This window comes from Frondihabitans sp. PhB188 (assembly GCF_003752365.1).
In the GTDB taxonomy this organism is placed as follows: Bacteria; Actinomycetota; Actinomycetes; order Actinomycetales; family Microbacteriaceae; genus Frondihabitans.
Genome location: NZ_RJUO01000001.1, coordinates 388297 through 407263, shown reverse-complemented (window position 1 = coordinate 407263; position 18967 = coordinate 388297). Strand labels below are relative to the sequence as shown.

The 18967-nt window shown below is 69.4% G+C and carries 17 protein-coding genes and 1 tRNA gene; 17 read left to right on the top strand and 1 reads right to left on the bottom strand.

The genetic code is table 11. The features are described 5' to 3' along the window. Window position 1 precedes the first annotated feature (1 nt). The 15 genes from EDF46_RS01905 (at window position 2) to EDF46_RS01835 (ending at window position 17450) form a co-directional block, all read left to right on the top strand. On the top strand, window positions 2-265 hold the full coding sequence (locus tag EDF46_RS01905; RefSeq protein ID WP_123504583.1) for a phosphoribosyl-ATP diphosphatase: 264 nt from the start codon (window positions 2-4) through the stop codon (window positions 263-265). 40 nt (window positions 266-305) lie between these two features. Beyond that, window positions 306-1145, top strand: coding sequence for an ATP phosphoribosyltransferase (gene hisG / locus EDF46_RS01900; RefSeq protein ID WP_123504582.1), 840 nt, complete (start codon window positions 306-308; stop codon window positions 1143-1145). Window positions 1146-1147: 2 nt separating this feature from the next. After that, window positions 1148-1921 carry an imidazole glycerol phosphate synthase subunit HisF gene (hisF, locus tag EDF46_RS01895; RefSeq protein WP_123504581.1) on the top strand — a complete coding sequence of 258 codons (774 nt, stop codon included), beginning with the start codon at window positions 1148-1150 and terminating at the stop codon, window positions 1919-1921. Window positions 1922-1965: 44 nt separating this feature from the next. Then, window positions 1966-2343 (top strand): phosphoribosyl-AMP cyclohydrolase, encoded by a 378-nt coding sequence (hisI, locus tag EDF46_RS01890; RefSeq protein WP_123504580.1) that lies wholly within the window; start codon window positions 1966-1968, stop codon window positions 2341-2343. Further along, a complete protein-coding gene (locus EDF46_RS01885; RefSeq protein WP_123504579.1) occupies window positions 2336-3889 on the top strand; it encodes an anthranilate synthase component I in 1554 nt (517 codons plus the stop codon). Before hisI ends, EDF46_RS01885 begins: the two co-directional genes overlap by 8 nt. 10 nt (window positions 3890-3899) lie before the next feature. Further along, on the top strand, window positions 3900-4517 hold the full coding sequence (locus EDF46_RS01880; RefSeq protein ID WP_123504578.1) for a Trp biosynthesis-associated membrane protein: 618 nt from the start codon (window positions 3900-3902) through the stop codon (window positions 4515-4517). A gap of 78 nt (window positions 4518-4595) precedes the next feature. Continuing rightward, window positions 4596-4853 (top strand): DUF6704 family protein, encoded by a 258-nt coding sequence (locus EDF46_RS01875; RefSeq protein WP_123504577.1) that lies wholly within the window; start codon window positions 4596-4598, stop codon window positions 4851-4853. Further along, window positions 4854-5627 carry an indole-3-glycerol phosphate synthase TrpC gene (gene trpC, locus EDF46_RS01870; RefSeq protein ID WP_123504576.1) on the top strand — a complete coding sequence of 258 codons (774 nt, stop codon included), beginning with the start codon at window positions 4854-4856 and terminating at the stop codon, window positions 5625-5627. Further along, complete coding sequence (trpB, locus tag EDF46_RS01865; protein WP_123504575.1) at window positions 5627-6841, top strand: tryptophan synthase subunit beta; 1215 nt, start codon at window positions 5627-5629, stop codon at window positions 6839-6841. The genes trpC and trpB overlap by 1 nt, the downstream gene beginning before the upstream one ends. Then, on the top strand, window positions 6838-7635 hold the full coding sequence (gene trpA / locus EDF46_RS01860) for a tryptophan synthase subunit alpha (RefSeq protein ID WP_123504574.1): 798 nt from the start codon (window positions 6838-6840) through the stop codon (window positions 7633-7635). The genes trpB and trpA overlap by 4 nt, the downstream gene beginning before the upstream one ends. A 72-nt stretch (window positions 7636-7707) precedes the next feature. Beyond that, a complete protein-coding gene (gene lgt, locus EDF46_RS01855; protein ID WP_370454060.1) occupies window positions 7708-8721 on the top strand; it encodes a prolipoprotein diacylglyceryl transferase in 1014 nt (337 codons plus the stop codon). Window positions 8722-9033: 312 nt separating this feature from the next. Further along, a complete protein-coding gene (gene gltB / locus EDF46_RS01850; RefSeq protein WP_123504572.1) occupies window positions 9034-13605 on the top strand; it encodes a glutamate synthase large subunit in 4572 nt (1523 codons plus the stop codon). 53 nt (window positions 13606-13658) lie between these two features. Beyond that, the gene (locus EDF46_RS01845; protein WP_123504571.1) at window positions 13659-15116 is read left to right on the top strand and encodes a glutamate synthase subunit beta; all 1458 of its coding nucleotides are present in this window, start codon (window positions 13659-13661) and stop codon (window positions 15114-15116) included. Window positions 15117-15203: 87 nt separating this feature from the next. After that, window positions 15204-16649 (top strand): pyruvate kinase, encoded by a 1446-nt coding sequence (gene pyk / locus EDF46_RS01840; RefSeq protein WP_123504570.1) that lies wholly within the window; start codon window positions 15204-15206, stop codon window positions 16647-16649. A 171-nt stretch (window positions 16650-16820) separates the two neighbouring features. Beyond that, window positions 16821-17450 carry a hypothetical protein gene (locus tag EDF46_RS01835; RefSeq protein WP_123504569.1) on the top strand — a complete coding sequence of 210 codons (630 nt, stop codon included), beginning with the start codon at window positions 16821-16823 and terminating at the stop codon, window positions 17448-17450. 102 nt (window positions 17451-17552) lie between these two features. On the opposite strand, the gene EDF46_RS01830 is transcribed toward EDF46_RS01835, so the two are convergent. Next, window positions 17553-17756, bottom strand: a complete 204-nt coding sequence (locus EDF46_RS01830; protein WP_123504568.1) for a cold-shock protein — start codon at window positions 17754-17756, stop codon at window positions 17553-17555. Window positions 17757-18017: 261 nt separating this feature from the next. Between EDF46_RS01830 and EDF46_RS01825 the strand changes: the two genes are divergently transcribed. Next, a tRNA-Leu gene (locus EDF46_RS01825) sits at window positions 18018-18099 on the top strand. Between the two features lie 122 nt (window positions 18100-18221). Next, a complete protein-coding gene (locus EDF46_RS01820) occupies window positions 18222-18827 on the top strand; it encodes an ANTAR domain-containing response regulator (protein ID WP_123504567.1) in 606 nt (201 codons plus the stop codon). The last annotated feature ends 140 nt before the right edge of the window (window positions 18828-18967 follow it).

The following is an 18967-nucleotide window of genomic DNA, read 5'->3' as shown; positions in this document are numbered from 1 at the left end:
CGTGAAATCGTTCGACGACCTGTTCGCAGAGCTCAGCGCCAAGATCGCTGAGCGCCCCGAGGGCTCCGGCACCGTGACCGAGTTCGACGCGGGGGTCCACCAGATCGGCAAGAAGATCGTCGAAGAGGCGGCCGAGGTGTGGATGGCCGCCGAGTACGAGGGCGACGTCGCCACCGCCGAGGAGATCTCGCAGCTGCTCTACCACCTGCAGGTGCTGATGCTGGCGAAGGGCCTGACCCCGGCCGACGTGTACCGACATCTCTGAGACCGGCCCCGCTCCCGTCACCTCAACAGAAATCGGACCAATGCTCCGCGTCGCAGTACCGAACAAGGGCTCGCTCAGCGAGACCGCTTCCCAGATGCTCTCCGAGGCCGGCTACTCCGGCCGACGCGACCCCAAGTCGCTGTACCTCTCCGACGACCGCAACGGCGTCGAGTTCTTCTACCTCCGGCCTCGCGACATCGCGACCTACGTCGGGTCGGGCGCCCTCGACGTCGGCATCACCGGCCGCGACCTGCTTCTCGACTCGGGCTCGTCGGCCAAGGAGGTCGCCGCCCTCGACTTCGGCTCGTCGACGTTCCGCTTCGCCGGGCCCACCGGCACGTACCGAGAGCTCGCCGACCTCCAGGGCGTGCGGGTGGCGACCAGCTACTCGGGCCTCGTGGGCGACTTCCTCGCCGAGAACGGCATCACCGCCGAGCTCGTCCAGCTCGACGGAGCCGTCGAGAGCGCGGTGCAGCTCGGCGTCGCCGACGCGATCGCCGACGTCGTCGAGACCGGCACCACGCTCCGCGCTGCGGGCCTCGAGATCTTCGGCCCCGTGATCCTGAAGTCGACGGCCGTGCTGATCGCGTCCGACGAGGCGACTGCGGGCCTCGACGTGCTCCAGCGCCGCCTGCAGGGAGTCCTCGTGGCCCGCCAGTACGTGCTGATGGACTACGACCTGCCCGTGCGCCTCCTCGACGAGGCGACCAGGCTCGCTCCCGGCATCGAGTCGCCGACCGTCTCGCCGCTGCACGACCCCGAGTGGGCCGCCGTCCGCGTGATGGTGCCGCGTACGGACACCAACCAGATCATGGACGCCCTGTACGACCTGGGCGCCCGCGCGATCCTGGTCAGCCCTATCCACGCCGCAAGGCTGTAGCCGTGAGCGCGGATTCCACCCTCGCGGTCCGGGTCATCCCGTGCCTCGACGTGGCTGCCGGCCGCGTGGTCAAGGGCGTCAACTTCCTGAACCTGCGCGACGCCGGCGACCCGGTCGAGCTCGCCCGCAAGTACTACGAGCAGGGCGCCGACGAGGTCACCTTCCTCGACGTGACCGCGACTGTCGAGGAGCGCGCCACGATGTACGAGGTCGTGCGGGCCACGGCCGAGCAGGTCTTCATCCCGCTGACCGTCGGCGGGGGAGTCCGCTCCACCGACGACGTCGCGCGCCTGCAGGCGTCCGGCGCCGACAAGGTCGGCGTCAACAGCGCCGCCATCGCCCGCCCCGACCTGCTCGGCGAGATCGCCGACCGCTTCGGTGCGCAGGCGCTCGTGCTGAGCCTCGACGTCAAGCGCTCCGGTGCCACGCCGTCCGGCTTCGTCGTCACGACGCACGGCGGCCGCCAGGAGACCTCGCTCGACGCCCTCGCCTGGGCCCGCGAGGCAGTCGAGCGCGGCGCCGGCGAGCTGCTCGTCAACTCGATCGACGCCGACGGCACGAAGCAGGGCTACGACCTCGAGCTCGTCGCCCTCATGCGCGAGGTCTCGAGAGTCCCGGTGATCGCCTCGGGCGGCGCAGGATCGCTCGAGCACTTCGCGCCGGCTGTCCGGGCGGGCGCGGATGCTGTGCTCGCGGCCTCCGTGTTCCACAATGGAGAGCTGACGATCGGCGAGGTCAAGCAGAGCCTCGCCGAATCCGGCGCGATCGTCCGCTGACACTGCGTCAGCCAACGACCAGCCACCCGAGAGAGAACGAGACCATGGCCGAGCAGCTCACCCGCGAGACCGTCGAGCCCGTCATCGAGCGCGCGGCATTCGACGCCAAGGGGCTGCTGCCGGCCATCATCCAGGAGGCCTCGACCAGAGACGTCCTGATGATGGGGTGGATGGACGCCGAGGCGCTCCGCCGCACGCTGACCGAGGGGCGCGTGACCTTCTGGTCGCGCTCCCGCCAGGAGTACTGGCGCAAGGGCGACACCTCGGGCCACTTCCAGTACGTCCGCAGTGCCGCCCTCGACTGCGACGGAGACACCCTCCTGGTGACCGTCGACCAGGTCGGAGCCGCGTGCCACACCGGCGAGCACGCCTGCTTCGACGTCGACCCCCTCGACCCCACGATCGGCTCTCCGAATGACTGACACCGAGACGGCCTCGGCCGAACCGCACACCACGACGCGCTCGGAGTTCGACGCGCTCCTCGACGGCCATCGCGTCATCCCGGTCGTCCGCAGCCTCTTCGCCGCCGAAGAGACCCCGGTCGGCATGTACCGCAAGCTCGCCGACTCCCGTCCGGGCACCTTCCTGCTCGAGTCCGCCGAGCAGGGCGGCATCTGGTCGCGGTACTCGTTCGTGGGCGTCTCCTCCTTCGGCGTCCTCACCACCGAGGCGGGCGCAGGAACCGCCACGGCCTGGATCGACTACGGCATGTCGGGCGCTCGCGCCTTCGGAGACGCCGTCGGGCAGCCGCTCGAGGTGCTCTCCGCCCTCTTCGACCGCTGGAAGACCCCGGTGATCCCGGGGTACCCGCCGCTCACGGGCGGGCTCGTCGGCTTCATCGGGTGGGAGGCCGTCCGTCAGCTCGAGCACCTGCCCGACGCCCCGCCGGCGGAGTTCGACGTTCCTGCGCAGGCTCTCTGCTTCGTCTCGGAGCTCGTGGTCATCGACCACCGCACGGGCACGGCTCTGCTGATCGCGACCGCGCTCAACGACGGGACCGACGACGCCGACGCGCTCTGGAGGGCAGCCCAGGCGCAGCTCGATGCCCTGCAGACGACGCTGGCCCAGCCGAGCCCCGCGCACCTCGCCGACGTCGACATCAGCATCGATCCGCAGCCGGTGCGGCGCTCGACCGACGCCGAGTACGCCGAGGCCATCGAGCGGTCGAAGGGGTTCATCCGCGACGGCGACGTCTTCCAGGTCGTCATCTCGCAGCGCTTCGACCACGAGCTGACGGCTCCCGCCATCGACGTGTACCGCGTGCTGCGCACGCTCAACCCGAGCCCGTACATGTACCTCGTCAGCCTCGAGGACACCGACGGCAAGCCGTACCAGATCGTCGGATCGAGCCCCGAGGCCCTCGTCAAGGTGCAGGGCACGCGCGCGTACTCGCACCCCATCGCCGGCTCGAAGCCCCGCGGGGCCACGCCCGAGGAGGACCTCGCGCTGGCCACCGCCCTCGAGGGCGACGAGAAGGAGCGCGCCGAGCACCTGATGCTCGTCGACCTCGCCCGCAACGACCTGCTGAAGGTGTGCCGCCCGGGCTCGGTCGAGGTGACCGAGTTCATGCACGTCGAGCGGTTCAGCCACATCATGCACCTCGTCTCGAGCGTCGAAGGCGACCTCATGCCCGGCACGAACGCGATCGACGCGTTCCGCGCCACGTTCCCCGCCGGGACCCTCTCGGGCGCGCCCAAGCCGCGCGCCCTCGAGATCATCGACGAGCTCGAGCCCGCGCAGCGCGGCGTCTACGGGGGAGTCGTGGGCTACTTCGACTTCGCCGGCAGCGCCGACGTCGCCATCGCGATCCGCACCGTGCTGCTGCAGCCCGGCGTGGCCCGCGTCCAGGCCGGGGCAGGCCTCGTGGCCGACTCCGACCCGGCCTCCGAGAACCAGGAGGCCCGCAACAAGGCGGCGGCCCCCCTCCGCGCGGTCGCCGTCGCGAACGCCATGATCAGCCTCCACTGAATCGACCCCCATGAGAACCCGCTCCACCAAGCTCCCTTCGATCCTGATCGGCTTCGCGCTGTCGGGGGTCGTGCTCCTCGCCTACACGCAGACCTGGGTCAGCGTGAACGTCACGAGCCCCAGCGGCGGCAAGGTCGACGTCGCCGCCGCCGGCAGCGCCGCGGCCCCCGCACTGTCCGCCCTGTCGCTGGCCGGCCTCGCCCTGTTCGGAGCGATCACGATCGCCGGCCCGGTGTTCCGCGTCGTGCTCGGCGCCCTCGAGGTGCTGCTCGGCGGCTGCGTCGTCCTCTCGGCGATCCTCGCGACCGTCGATCCCGTGGCCTCCGCCACCACCGCCATCACCAAGGTGACGGGCATCGCCGGCCGCGACTCGGTCGCGACCATCGTCAACTCGCACTCGATGACCGCGTGGCCCTGGGTGGCCCTCGTCGCCGGGCTGGCCATGGCGGCGCTCGGCGTCGCCGTGATCACGACGTCGCGCCGCTGGCCGGCGTCGGCCCGTCGCTACCAGGCCGTCCGCCTGGTCGCCGCCGACCAGACCGCCGACCCCGTCGTGGCCTGGGACACCCTCACCACCGGCTCGGATCCGACGGCGGCATCCGGCGACAGGCCCGACGACGCCCGCTAGAGATCGCCGCACCCGATAGACTCGGGCCGAACCCCCAGCAATTCAAGGAGCACCGTGAGCACAGGTACATCGAACAGTGTGGCCCCGGCTGAGTCGAGCACCGACGACAGCCACGACGCCGGCGAGGGCCACGGCAACTCGCCCGCCGCCTGGACGGCCGTCGTCATCATGCTCGTCGCGTTCGCCGTGGGCACCATCGCGTTCTGCTTCGACGTGCCCATCGTCGTCTGGATCGCCGCGGGCTTCGAGATCGTCGGCCTGCTCGTCGGCCTCGTCATGAAGCGGATGGGATACGGCGTCGGCGGTCACCGCTACGTGCCGAAGGCCCACCACTAAGTGCTTGACGACCTCTACGCGGGGGCCCTCGCCGACGCCGCAGCGCGTCGCGACCTGCTCCCTCTCGCCGACGTCGAGCGCGCAGCACTGGCGCAGACTCCGGCCATCGACGCCCGAGCGGCTCTCCAGCCGGCCGATCGCGTCAAGATCATCGCCGAGGTGAAGCGCGCGAGCCCCTCGCGCGGCGCCCTCTCCGACATCGCCGATCCCGCGTCGCTGGCCCACTCGTACGAGACCGGCGGTGCCAGCGCCATCAGCGTGCTGACCGAGGGTCGCAAGTTCAAGGGCACGCTCGCCGACCTCGAGGCCGTTCGCGACGCCGTGTCGGTGCCGGTCCTGCGCAAGGACTTCATCGCCGAGCCCTACCAGGTCTTCGAGGCGCGTGCCGCCGGCGCCGACCTCGCGCTGCTCATCGTCGCCGGCCTGCCCCAGCAGAAGCTCATCGAGCTGCACGAGCTCGTGCTCGAGCTCGGGATGACCGCGCTCGTCGAGACCCACTCCGCCGAGGAGGTCGTCCGCGGGCTCGACGCCGGCGCCACCGTCCTGGGAGTCAACGCCCGCGACCTCACCACCTTCGAGCTCGACCAGGATCTCTTCGGCAGCCTCGCCGACAGCATCCCGTCGGGTGTCGTCCGCGTCGCCGAGTCGGCCGTCAAGTCACCGGCCGATGTAGCGCACTACCGCCGTTCCGGCGCCGACGTCGTCCTCGTGGGCGAAGCCCTCGTGGTCCACGGCGACCCCGTCGACGCGCTCACCACCTTCCTGGAGATCTGATGCCCAACCTGCGCGACGTCGTCGGCCCCTACTTCGGCGACTTCGGCGGCCGATTCGTTCCCGAGTCGCTGATCGCCGCGCTCGACGAGCTCGACGAGGCCTACAAGGCGGCGGCCGTCGATCCCGCGTTCCAGGCCGAGCTGCTCGAGCTCCACAAGACCTACACGGGCCGCCCCTCGATCATCACCGAGGTGCCCCGCTTCGCGGAGCACGCCGGCGGCGCTCGCATCATCCTGAAGCGCGAAGACCTCAACCACACCGGCTCGCACAAGATCAACAACGTTCTCGGTCAGGCACTCCTCGCTCGACGACTCGGCAAGACGCGTCTCATCGCCGAGACCGGGGCCGGCCAGCACGGAGTCGCGACGGCGACCGCCGCGGCGCTGTTCGGCATGGAGTGCGTGGTCTACATGGGCCAGGTCGACACCGAGCGCCAGGCGCTCAACGTCGCCCGCATGCGTCTGCTCGGTGCCGAGGTCGTGTCTGTCGCGACCGGCTCGCGCACGCTGAAAGACGCCATCAACGACGCCCTGCGCGACTGGGTCTCCAGTGTGGAGACCACGCACTACGTGCTCGGCACCGTCGCGGGCCCGCACCCGTTCCCGACGATGGTGCGCGATTTCCACAAGATCATCGGCGAAGAGGCCAAGGTCCAGGTCCGGGAGCTCACCGGCGGGCTGCCCGACATCGTCGCGGCCTGCATCGGCGGCGGCTCCAACGCCATCGGCATCTTCGACGCGTTCCTCGACGACCCCTCCGTCGAGCTCCGCGGCTTCGAGGCCGGCGGCGACGGCATCGAGTCCGGCCGCCACGCCGCGTCGATCACCCTGGGTCGCACGGGCGTGCTCCAGGGTGCGAAGTCGTACCTCATGCAAGACGAAGACGGCCAGACCGTCGAGAGCCACTCCATCTCGGCCGGTCTCGACTACCCCGCGGTCGGTCCCGAGCACGCGTGGCTCTCGAAGATCGGCCGCGCGCAGTACGAGCCCGTCACCGACGCCGACGCGATGGAGGCCTTCCGGCTCCTCACTCGCACGGAGGGCATCATCCCGGCCATCGAGTCGTCTCACGCCCTTGCGGGCGCTATCCGCCTCGGCCGTGACCGCGGGCCGGGCACCACGATCCTCGTCTCGCTCTCCGGCCGCGGCGACAAGGACGTCGCGACGGCGTCTCGCTACTTCAACATCCTCGACGAGGGGGCCGAGCAACTGTGATCAGCACCTCCAGCAAGCTCGGCTCCGCCATCCACTCCCGCACCGACGCCGGATCGGGAGCCGTCATCGGCTACCTGCCCGCCGGGTTCCCCGACCTCCAGACGTCCATCGACGCGGCGGTCACCCTCGTGAACAACGGCGTCGACGTCATCGAGCTCGGCCTGCCGTACTCCGACCCGGTCATGGACGGCCCGGTCATCCAGGCGGCCACCCAGCGCGCCCTGGCCGAAGGCTTCCGCGTCCGCGACGTGTTCCCCGCCGTCCGCGAGATCACCTCGCAGGTCGCGGCGCCCGTCGTCGTCATGACCTACTGGAACCCGGTCTCGCAGTACGGCGCCCAGCGCTTCGCCGACGACCTCGCATCTGCCGGGGGAGCCGGTCTCATCACGCCCGACCTCGTTCCCGACGAGGGCGCCGAGTGGATCGCCGCCGCGAACGCCGCCGATCTCGACCGCGTCTTCCTCGCCGCGCCGTCGTCCAGCGACGCCCGCGTCGCCCAGGCCGTCGAGGCGAGCCGCGGCTTCGTCTACACCGTCTCGACCATGGGCATCACCGGCACCCGCGAGGGCGTCGACTCGGCCGCGGCCGCTCTGGTCGCTCGCCTGCGCGCGGCCGGCGTCGACAACGCCTGCGTGGGTCTCGGCATCTCGACCGCCCAGCAGGTCCGCGAGGTACTCGAGTACGCCGACGGCGCCATCATCGGCTCCGCCTTCGTCCGGGCCCTGGCCGAGGGCGGGCTCGAGCAGCTCGCGCGCGTGTCGGCCGATCTGGCTTCGGGCAGTAGAGTCTCCTAGCGTGTCCCGCGTGCCACGGCGCGCCTGCACTCCTCGATCCACACGACGAAAGGCACCTGAACGTTGTTGCCCCTGAGCATCCCGAGTCCCTCTGCCGACTGGCAGTACTTCGATCTCACGGGATGGATCAACAAGACGTTCAACGCGTCGCTGTCGTTCGACATCCGCATCCACGCCTACGCGATCTGCATCCTCCTGGGGATCGTGGCCGCCGTGCTGTTCACGAACGCCCGCCTCAACCGCCGCGGCGCCGAGCGCTGGGTCATCATCGACCTCGCCATCTGGTGCGTGCCCTTCGGAATCGTCGGCGGCCGCGTCTTCCACGTCGTCACGCACCCCGACGACTACTTCAACGGGCAGGCCCTCTGGCACGTCTTCGCGATCTGGGAGGGCGGACTCGCCATCTTCGGCGCCCTCATCTTCGGCGCACTCGGCGCCTGGCTCGGCTGCCGCCAGACCGGTCTCCGCTTCTCCGTATTCGCCGACGCCCTCGTGCCCGGCCTCATGCTGGCGCAGGCCTTCGGCCGCCTCGGCAACTACTTCAACCACGAGCTCTTCGGCACCCCGACGACTCTGCCGTGGGGACTCGAGATCGAGTCCACCAACGCCGCCTACCCGGTCGGGCTGCCCGCCGGCACCCTGTTCCACCCGACCTTCGCCTACGAGATCCTCTGGAACCTCTTCGGCCTGGCGGTCATCCTGCTGATCAACAAGAACGTCAAGCTCGAGTGGGGCAAGACGCTCGCCCTGTACTTCATCTGGTACGGCTCCGGCCGCATGTGGTTCGAGTCGATCCGCACCGACTACAGCCAGGTGTTCCTCGGATTCCGCGTCAATGTCTGGGCCGCGGCCGCCGCAGTCGTGCTCGGCCTGATCATCTTCATCGTGCAGAGCCGCCGCCACACCGGCCTCGTGCCGAGCGCCTATGTTCCGGGCCGTGGTCCGAACGAGGAGGGCTTCCACCCCGTCATCACCGGTGAGGTCGACCACCCTGAGGTAGACTCGGCAGCAGGCACCGACGACGATGACGACGCGGAGCCCACGGATCGCACCCCATCCGACGCCTCCGCAGATGTGAAGGCCTAACCGGCCGGCAACGATCCAGCACCACCAGCACTGCACCGGAATCACCAGCACTGCATTCTCAGCACCGTATCTCCAGCACCACAGCACCCCACGAATCACCCCGGGTCCGCACCGAAGACCAGGGGGTCGGCCGGCACTGCCGCATCCGACGAAGCGACTCCTACGGCCACGACCCCGAGCCACGAGACGCCTGCCAGAGTCACTCGGTTTCCTGCCGAGTGGAAGCGAATCGGGCCAGCGACGCCCCGCCCTGCGTTAGTTTTCCTCTACTGGTCATTCAGCGACCAGTTCCCATCGTGAGGACGGATCGACATGGCTCTCACGCCAGCGCACCAGACATTCAGCAGCATCCCGGCGGCCCAGGGTCTCTACGACCCGAGCCTGGAGAAGGACGCCTGTGGCCTCGCCATGGTCGCGACCCTCCGAGGCACGCCAGGACACGACATCATCGACGCCGCCCTCGGCGCCCTGCGCAACCTCGAGCACCGCGGGGCCGTGGGGTCCGACGCGGGCACAGGCGACGGCGCGGGCATCCTCATGGAGGTGCCCGACGCCTTCTTCCGCGATGTCGTCGAGTTCACGCTGCCCGAGGCCGGCCACTACGCGGTCGGCATCGGCTTCCTGCCGACCGACTTCGACGAGCGGGTGACACTCCAGAAGGCGATCGCCAAGATCGCCGCCGAAGAGAGGCTGCGCGTCGTCGGCTGGCGCGACGTCCCCGTCCGCGCCGACGAGCTCGGCACGCTCGCACGCAACGCCATGCCCGCCTTCGAGCAGCTCTTCATCGCGGCCAACCACGGCGAGGACCACGTCTCGGGAATCGAGCTCGACCGCCTGGCGTTCCGTCTGCGCAAGCGCGCCGAGCGCGAGCTGGGCGCCTACTTCACGTCGCTCTCGAGCCGAACCATGGTCTACAAGGGCATGGTCACGACGCTCCAGCTCGAGCCGTTCTACCCCGACCTCTCGGACGAGCGCGTCGCCTCGAAGCTCGCCATCGTGCACTCGCGCTACTCGACGAACACGTTCCCGTCGTGGCCGCTCGCGCAGCCGTTCCGCATGATCGCCCACAACGGCGAGATCAACACCGTGCGCGGCAACCGCAACTGGATGCGCGCGCGCCAGTCTCAGCTCGAGTCCGAGCTCATCGGCGACATGAAGCCGCTGCTCCCGATCGTGAGCCCGGGCAACAGCGACTCGGCCTCGTTCGACGAGGTCGTCGAGCTCCTGAGCCTGACGGGCCGCTCGCTCCCGCACGCCATCATGATGATGGTGCCGGAGGCGTGGGAGAACCAGGTCGGCATCGACCCGGTGCTCCGCGACTTCTACGAGTACCACTCCATGCTCATGGAGGCGTGGGACGGCCCCGCCGCCGTCACCTTCACCGACGGCTCGCTCGTCGGCGCCACCCTCGACCGCAACGGCCTCCGCCCCGGCCGCTACCTGGTGACCGACGACGGCCTCGTCGTGCTCGCCAGTGAGATCGGCGTTCTCCCCGACATCGACCAGTCGAAGATCGTCCGCAAGGGCCGCCTGCGCCCGGGCAAGATGTTCCTCGTGGACACCGAGGCCGGCCGCCTGATCGAGGACGACGAGATCAAGCAGCAGCTCGCCTCCTCCGAGGAGTACGGCGAGTGGCTCGAGATGGGCCGCCTGCACCTCAAAGACCTGCCCGAGCGCGAGCACATCGTGCACACGCCGGCCTCCGTCACGCGCCGCCAGCGCACGTTCGGCTACACCGAGGAGGAGGTGCGGATCCTGCTCACCCCCATGGCGAAGACCGGAGCCGAGCCCCTCGGCGCCATGGGCAGCGACACGCCCATCGCCGTGCTCTCGGACCGCCCGCGCCTGCTGTTCGACTACTTCACCCAGCAGTTCGCCCAGGTGACCAACCCCCCGCTCGACTCCATCCGCGAGTCGGTCGTGACCAGCCTCAAGGTCGGCCTCGGCCCCGAGCGCAACCTTCTCGCGGCGACTCCCGAGCACGCGAAGCAGGTCATCCTCGACTTCCCGGTCATCGACAACGACGAGCTCGCGAAGATCCAGCACATCGACCCGCGTCCCGGCTCGCGCCTGACGACGACCCTCAGGGGCCTCTACCGCGTCGACAAGGGCCCCCGCGCCATGGAGAAGCGGATCGCGGCGCTCTGCACCGAGGTCGACGAGGCGATCGAGGAGGGCTCGCAGTTCATCGTCCTCTCCGACCGCGACTCGACTGCCGACCTGGCGCCGATCCCGTCGCTGCTCATGCTCGCCGCGGTGCACCACCACCTCATCCGCACCGAGAACCGCATGAAGGTCGGCCTGATCGTCGAGGCCGGCGACGTGCGCGAGGTCCATCACGTGGCGACCCTCATCGGCTACGGCGCTTCAGCGATCAACCCGTACCTGGCCATGGAGACCTGCGAGAACCTGGTCCGCAGCGGCATGATCACGGGCATGTCGCCCGAGCAGGCCGTCAAGAACGTCATCAAGGCTCTGGGCAAGGGTGTGCTCAAGATCATGTCCAAGATGGGCATCTCGACCGTCTCGTCGTACGCGGCCGCCCAGGCCTTCGAGGCCGTCGGCCTGAGCCACGAGTTCATCGACACCTACTTCACCGGCACCTCGACCCGCCTCGGCGGCGTCGGCGTCGACGTGATCGCGACCGAGAACGCCGAGCGCCACCTCAGCGCCTACCCGGCCGACGGCGCGACCGCCGCGCACGAGCGCCTCCAGACCGGCGGCGAGTACCAGTGGCGCCGCGAGGGCCCGCCCCACCTCTTCAACCCGGAGACGGTGTTCCGCCTCCAGCACGCGACCCGCACGCGCCGGTACGACATCTTCCGCGAGTACACGAAGATGGTCGACGACCAGGCCGAGAGCCTGATGACGCTGCGCGGCCTCTTCACGCTGCGCGAGGGAGTCCGCCCCGCTGTGCCGCTCGACGAGGTCGAGCCGGTCTCGTCGATCGTCAAGCGGTTCTCGACGGGCGCGATGAGCTACGGCTCGATCTCGAAAGAGGCCCACGAGACTCTCGCCATCGCGATGAACCGCCTCGGCGGCAAGTCGAACACCGGCGAGGGCGGAGAAGACGTCGACCGTCTCCTCGACCCCGAGCGCCGCAGCGCGGTCAAGCAGGTCGCCTCGGGCCGCTTCGGCGTCACGAGCATGTACCTGACGCACTCCACCGACATCCAGCTCAAGATGGCGCAGGGCGCGAAGCCCGGCGAGGGCGGCCAGCTGCCCCCGTCGAAGGTGTACCCCTGGGTCGCCCGCACCCGCCACGCGACGCCCGGCGTCGGCCTCATCTCGCCGCCCCCGCACCACGACATCTACTCGATCGAAGACCTCAAGCAGCTCATCTTCGACGTGAAGCGCGCCAACCCCTCCGCTCGGGTGCACGTGAAGCTCGTGAGCCAGTCCGGCATCGGCGCGGTCGCGGCGGGCGTGACGAAGGCCCTCGCCGACGTCGTGCTCGTCTCCGGCCACGACGGCGGAACGGGCGCCAGTCCGCTGAACTCGCTGAAGCACGCCGGCACCCCGTGGGAGATCGGCCTCGCCGAGACGCAGCAGACGCTCATGCTGAACGGCATGCGCGACCGCGTGGTGGTCCAGGTCGACGGTCAGATGAAGACGGGTCGCGACGTCGTCGTCGCCGCTCTGCTCGGCGGCGAGGAGTTCGGCTTCGCGACGGCGCCGCTCGTCGTCTCCGGCTGCATCCTCATGCGCGTCTGCCACCTCGACACCTGCCCCGTGGGCGTCGCAACGCAGAACCCCGAGCTGCGCGCCCGCTTCTCGGGCAAGGCCGAGCACGTCGTCAACTTCTTCGAGTTCCTGGCTCAGGAGGTCCGCGAGTACCTCGCCGCCCTCGGCTTCCGCTCGCTCGACGAGGCGATCGGCCACAGCGAGATGCTGGGCGTCGACCGCGCCGTCGAGCACTGGAAGGCGTCCGGCCTCGACCTCGAGCCCGTCCTCGTCGGCCCCGACTTCGCCGACGACGAGCCGCGCCGCAACTTCGTGCCGCAGGACCACGAGCTCGAGAAGCACTTCGACAACCAGCTCATCGCGGAGGCGTCCGACGTCATCGACAACGGCGGCCGCATCGAGATCTCGCTGCCCATCCGCAACACGGAGCGCGCCGTCGGCACCATGCTCGGCCACGAGGTGACCGTCCGCAACGGCGAGCACGGGCTGCCCGCCGGCAGCATCGACGTGACCCTGACCGGTTCGGCAGGGCAGTCGCTGGGTGCGTTCCTGCCCGCCGGAATCACGCTGCGCCTCATCGGCGACAGCAACGACTACGTCGGCAAGGGGCTGTCGGGCGGCACGGTCATCGTCCGGCCGCCGGCGGAGGCCTCGTTCGCCGCCGAAGACAACGTCATCGCCGGCAACGTCATCGGCTACGGCGCGACGCAGGGCTCCCTGTTCATCCGCGGAATCGTGGGCGAGCGGTTCCTGGTCAGGAACTCCGGAGCCTCGGCCGTGGTCGAAGGCGTGGGCGACCACGCCCTCGAGTACATGACCGGCGGCCTCGCGGTGATCCTCGGCGAGACCGGGCGCAACCTCGGCGCCGGCATGTCGGGCGGGACGGCGTACGTGCGCGGTCTCAAGACCGAGAACGTGAACGACGACGCGCTGTCGACCGGCGAGCTGCTGCTGCAGCCGCTCGGCTCCGCCGACATCGAGATCCTCGCCGACCTCCTGCGCCAGCACCTCGAAGAGACCGGCTCGACCGTCGCCGAAGCGCTCCTCGCCGACATCGAGGCGAGCGCCGAGGAGTTCGTCAAAGTCCTGCCCCGCGACTACGCCGCGGTCATGGAGACGCGCCGGACCGCCGCGGAAGAGGGCCTGGACCTCGACGGCGACGAGGTCTGGAACCGGATCATGAGCGTCACGGGTGGCTGAGTTCCTGCGCCCCCTGCCCCTAGTCGTGTCTACCCACAGCAAGGAGGTGTCCCATGGCTGACCCCAAGGGATTCCTGAAAGTCCAGAAGCGAGAGCTTCCCCAGCGCCGCCCCGTGTCAGTGCGGCTCATGGACTATAAAGAGGTCTACGAGCAGCAGGAGTCGGGCGAGCTCCGCCGCCAGGCCGGCCGCTGCATGGACTGCGGCGTGCCGTTCTGCCACCAGGGCTGCCCGCTCGGCAACCTGATCCCGGAGTGGAACGACCTGATGTGGCGCGGCGAGGGCCGCCAGGCGATCGAGCGCCTGCACGCGACCAACAACTTCCCGGAGTTCACGGGCCGCCTCTGCCCGGCGCCCTGCGAGGCCTCCTGCGTTCTCGGCATCAACCAGCCTCCCGTCACCATCAAGCAGGTCGAGGTGTCGATCATCGACCAGGCCTTCTCGAACGGCTGGGTCACCCCGCACCCGCCCGAGCGCCTCACGGGCAAGACGGTCGCCGTGGTGGGCTCCGGCCCCGCCGGACTCGCCGCTGCCCAGCAGCTCACGCGCGCCGGCCACACGGTCGCCGTCTACGAGCGCGACGACCGCATCGGCGGCCTGCTCCGCTACGGCATCCCCGACTTCAAGATGGAGAAGAAGCAGATCGAGCAGCGCCTCGCTCAGATGCAGGCCGAAGGCACCCGCTTCCGCGCCGGCGTCGAGATCGGCCGCGACATCACCTGGGACGACCTCCGCGCGCGCTACGACGCCGTCGTGGTCGCCACGGGCGCGACCGTTCCGCGCGACCTCCCGATCCCGGGCCGCGACCAGTCGGGCGTGCACTTCGCCATGGAGTACCTCGTCCAGCAGAACAAGGCCGGCGCCGGAGACAGCGTCGGCGACCAGATCTCGGCCGAGGGCAAGCACGTCGTCGTCCTCGGCGGCGGCGACACCGGCGCCGACTGCATCGGCACCGCGCACCGCCAGGGCGCGCTGAGCGTCACGAACCTGGCCATCGGCACGCAGCCGCCCGCGGAGCGCCCCGACAGCCAGCCGTGGCCCACGCAGCCGACGCTGTTCGAGGTCTCCAGCGCCCACGAGGAAGGCGGAGAGCGCATGTTCCTCGCCTCCACCGTCGAGTTCCTGTCGAACGAGGTCGGAGAGGTGCGCGCCATCCGCGTCGCCGAGACCGAGTTCATCGACGGCCGCCGCGTGCCGAAGTCGGGCACGGAGCGCGAGATCCCCGCCGACCTCGTCCTGCTCGCCCTGGGCTTCACCGGCCCCGAGAGCGACGCGCTGGAGAGCCAGCTCGGCCTCCCGATCGACGGTCGCGGCAACGTCCAGCGCGACGGATCGTACGAGACCAGCCAGCCGGGCGTGTTCGTGACCGGCGACGCCGGCCGCGGCCAGTCGCTCATCGTCTGGGCCATCGCCGAGGGCCGTGCCACCGCCGCCGCGGTCGACAAGTACCTCGAGGGTGCGACCTCGCTGCCCTCGCCCGTCAAGCCGACCGACCGGGCTCTGTCCCTGTAGGTCACCGCTCTGACACCCGCTGGTTAGATTCCACCCCCTCGCCGGGAATAGGGTGGATAGCGAAATCACCCCCCAACGAAGGAAAAGATGAGACGAGCAAAGATCGTCGCGACCCTCGGGCCCGCGACGTCGAGCTATGAAGACATCCGAGCGATCATCGATGCGGGCGTCGACGTCGCGCGGATGAACCTCAGCCACGGAACGTACGACGTCCACCAGGGGGTGTACGAGAACGTTCGCAAGGCAGCGGCCGACTCCGGACGCGCCGTCGCGGTCCTCGTCGACCTCCAGGGCCCGAAGATCCGTCTCGGCAAGTTCTCCGACGGCCCGCACGAGCTCGCGGTCGGCGACATCTTCAAGATCACGACCGAAGAGATCCTCGGAACGAAGGAGATCTGCGGCACGACGTTCAAGGGCCTTCCGCAAGACGTCTCCGCTGGCGACCCCCTCCTGATCGACGACGGCCGCGTCAAGCTGCGCGTGCTCGACACCGACGGCACCGTCGTCACCACCGAGGTCGTCGTGGCCGGCACCGTCTCGAACAACAAGGGCATCAACCTGCCCGGCGTCGCGGTCAACGTGCCCGCCCTCTCCGAGAAAGACGAGGCCGACCTTCGCTGGGGCCTCCAGCTCGGCGCCGACTTCATCGCCCTCTCCTTCGTCCGCAACGCCGACGACATCGACCGCGTGAACGTGATCATGGGGGAGGAGGGCCGCAAGGTCCCCGTCTACGCCAAGATCGAGAAGCCGCAGGCCGTCGACAACCTCGAGGCCATCATCGACGCGTTCGACGGCATCATGGTCGCACGTGGCGACCTGGGCGTCGAACTGCCCCTCGAGGCCGTGCCGATCGTCCAGAAGCACGCGATCGAGCTCTCACGCCGCATGGCCAAGCCGGTCATCGTCGCGACGCAGATGCTCGAGTCGATGATCTCGTCGCCGATCCCGACCCGTGCCGAGACGTCCGACGTCGCGAACGCGGTGCTCGACGGCGCCGACGCGGTCATGCTCTCGGGCGAGACCAGCGTCGGGGAGTTCCCCGTCATCACGGTGCAGACCATGGCCCGCATCGTCTCCTCGACCGAAGAGCACGGCCTCGAGCGCATCCCCGAGCTGGGCACCAAGCCCCGCACCCTCGGCGGAGCCATCACGCTCGCCGCGGCCGAGGTCGCCGAGTTCGTCCAGGCCTCGTACGTCTGCGTCTTCACCGAGGGCGGCGACACGGTGCGCCGCATGGCCCGCCTGCGCCATTCGATCCCGATCGTGGCCTTCACGACCGACGAGGCGATCCGCCGCCGCATCGCGATGAGCTGGGGCGCCCAGGCGTACGTGGTCGAGCCGGTCACGCACACCGACGCCATGTTCAGCCAGGTCGACGACGTCCTCCTCGGCAACGGCCTCGCCCAGGCCGGTGACAAGGTCATCGTGATCTCCGGCTCCCCTCCCGGAATCTCGGGATCGACGAACGACCTCCGCGTGCATCGCGTCGGAGACGCTCACAACGAGGCCGCGCCGGCGTACGCCCGCAGCTAGCGGTCATCCGCTCAGCCGAAGGCCCGTGCCCCTCGGGGTGCGGGCCTTCGCCGTGCCCGGAGGCGGTGGGGCGGATCCTGCGCCCGATCAGAGATGTCGAGGAGGGCCGCGCCAGCCGTGACCCTCCTGAGATTCGGTCATGGCGCTGGGCCGCGTCGATAGTGTCGGGGCATGGCGATCGACGGCTCGCACCCCGGGTGCTTCACGCACGGCTCGCGGCTCTATGCGGTGCCGACCACGACCGGCCACAGCGTCCCCGACACGCGCGAGAGCTACATCGCCGCCGAGCGGGTCCGCCGCACGCGTCGTCGCCCGCGCATCCACTGGACCGCCATCGTCGGGGGAGTCGCCGGCGGTCTCCTGATCGACCTGTCGGCCGTCAACAACGCAGGCGTCAGCGACTGGCTCGCCCTCGCGATGATGTTCGCGCTCGGCGGCCTCGTGGGCTTCGCCAGCGCGATCGGCATCCGAGACGCCTTCGTCGGCCGAGCGCCCGAGCCGGTCGTGCTGCGTCTCCCGGCGGTCGAGATCCCCGGTGACGTCGCCCGGCTGGCGCCCGACGACTCGACAGCCGACGAGCTCGCCCTCTGGAGCCTCGTCACTCGCCGCTACCGCGCGGCCAAGGTCGCCGTCGAGAACCTGCCCTTCGAGAACGACCACGGCCTCTTCGTCAGCGGCCCGACCACGGTCGCAGCCCCTCCGTCGACCGAGGCGCTGGCCTCCGCGGAGCTCACCTACATCACGGCCCGTCACGACTTCGAGCCGGTCGCCGAGCTCCTCGGTCTGCCGCTGCCGCGCTGAGCCCCATCGCAACTCCGGGCGCAGGAACTCGCCACCCGACGCCGAGCACGAAGAAGCCCCGCCGACCGAAGTCGACGGGGCTTCTCGAGTAAGTCGTTCGACTTAGAGAACGCGGATGTTCTCGGCCTGGAGACCCTTGTTGCCCTGAGCGGTCTCGAATTCGACCTTCTGGTTCTCTTCGAGGTTGCGGTAGCCATCGCCGGCGATCGCGGAGAAGTGCGCGAACACGTCAGTGGATCCGTCGTCGGGGGTGATGAAGCCGAAGCCCTTTTCGGAGTTGAACCACTTCACGGTGCCTGTTGCCATTTTTCTTATTCCTTCAATCAGAGGTGTTCGATCCCGTCCATCGAGATCTCTCGTCGCGGTGCTTTTTTGGTCCGCTCCCTCTAAGAACGATGAGACGAAGCGCCTCATCGCGAAGTACAAATGCGTAACACAACAACCAGTGCGGCTCACACTATCGCAGGCTGACCCCCGAACGCGCGGTTTTCGCCCAAGAAGATCCAATGTGACGCCCGTGTCGTCGCGAATCGACCCTTCATGGAAGCCAGTAGGCTTGTCGCCTGCGCGAATGTGGTGGAATTGGCATACACGGGGCACTCAAAATGCTCTGCCTCACGGCTTGCGGGTTCGAGTCCCGCCATTCGCACGACACGAACGACGACGCTCGTGATTCGCGATGGTGCGAACGTCCAGCAGACGCCCCGTGCTCACGCCCTCGTGTGCACCGAAACGGCGCGCCCCCACGAACAGACCGGTAGGATTCATCCCGTGAGTGATCAAGAAGCACCGTCCGCAGCACCCCGTCGCGTCGTCGTCGCCGAAGACGAGTCGCTCATCCGCCTCGACATCGTCGAGATCCTCCGCGACAACGGGTTCGAGGTCGTCGGCGAGGCCGGCGACGGCGAGACCGCCGTGGCTCTGGCCACCGAGCTCCGGCCCGACCTCGTCATCATGGACGTCAAGATGCCCAAGCTCGACGGCATCTCCGCGGCCGAGCAGCTGTCCAAAAACCACATCGCGCCCGTCGTCCTCCTCACGGCCTTCAGCCAGAAGGAGCTCGTCGAGCGGGCCAGCGAGGCTGGGGCTCTGGCCTACGTCGTGAAGCCGTTCACCCCGAACGACCTCCTTCCGGCCATCGAGATCGCCCTCTCGCGCTACACGCAGATCATCACCCTCGAGGCCGAGGTCGCCGACCTGGTCGAGCGCTTCGAGACCCGCAAGCTCGTCGACCGCGCCAAGGGCCTGCTCAACGAGAAGATGGGGCTGACCGAGCCCGAGGCGTTCCGCTGGATCCAGAAGGCGTCGATGGACCGCCGCCTCACGATGCACGACGTGGCGCAGGCCATCATCGAGCAGCTCAGCGTCAAGAAGTAGCAGTCGCGTTACGGACGGCCGGTCCCTTCGGGGGCCGGCCGTTTTCGCGTCCCGCCCAGAAATTCAAGGAGATTTTTGCCTGTGCAGACCCGGATCGGCGCGGATCGCCCCGCCCGGCGAAGAATCTCCTTGAATTTCTG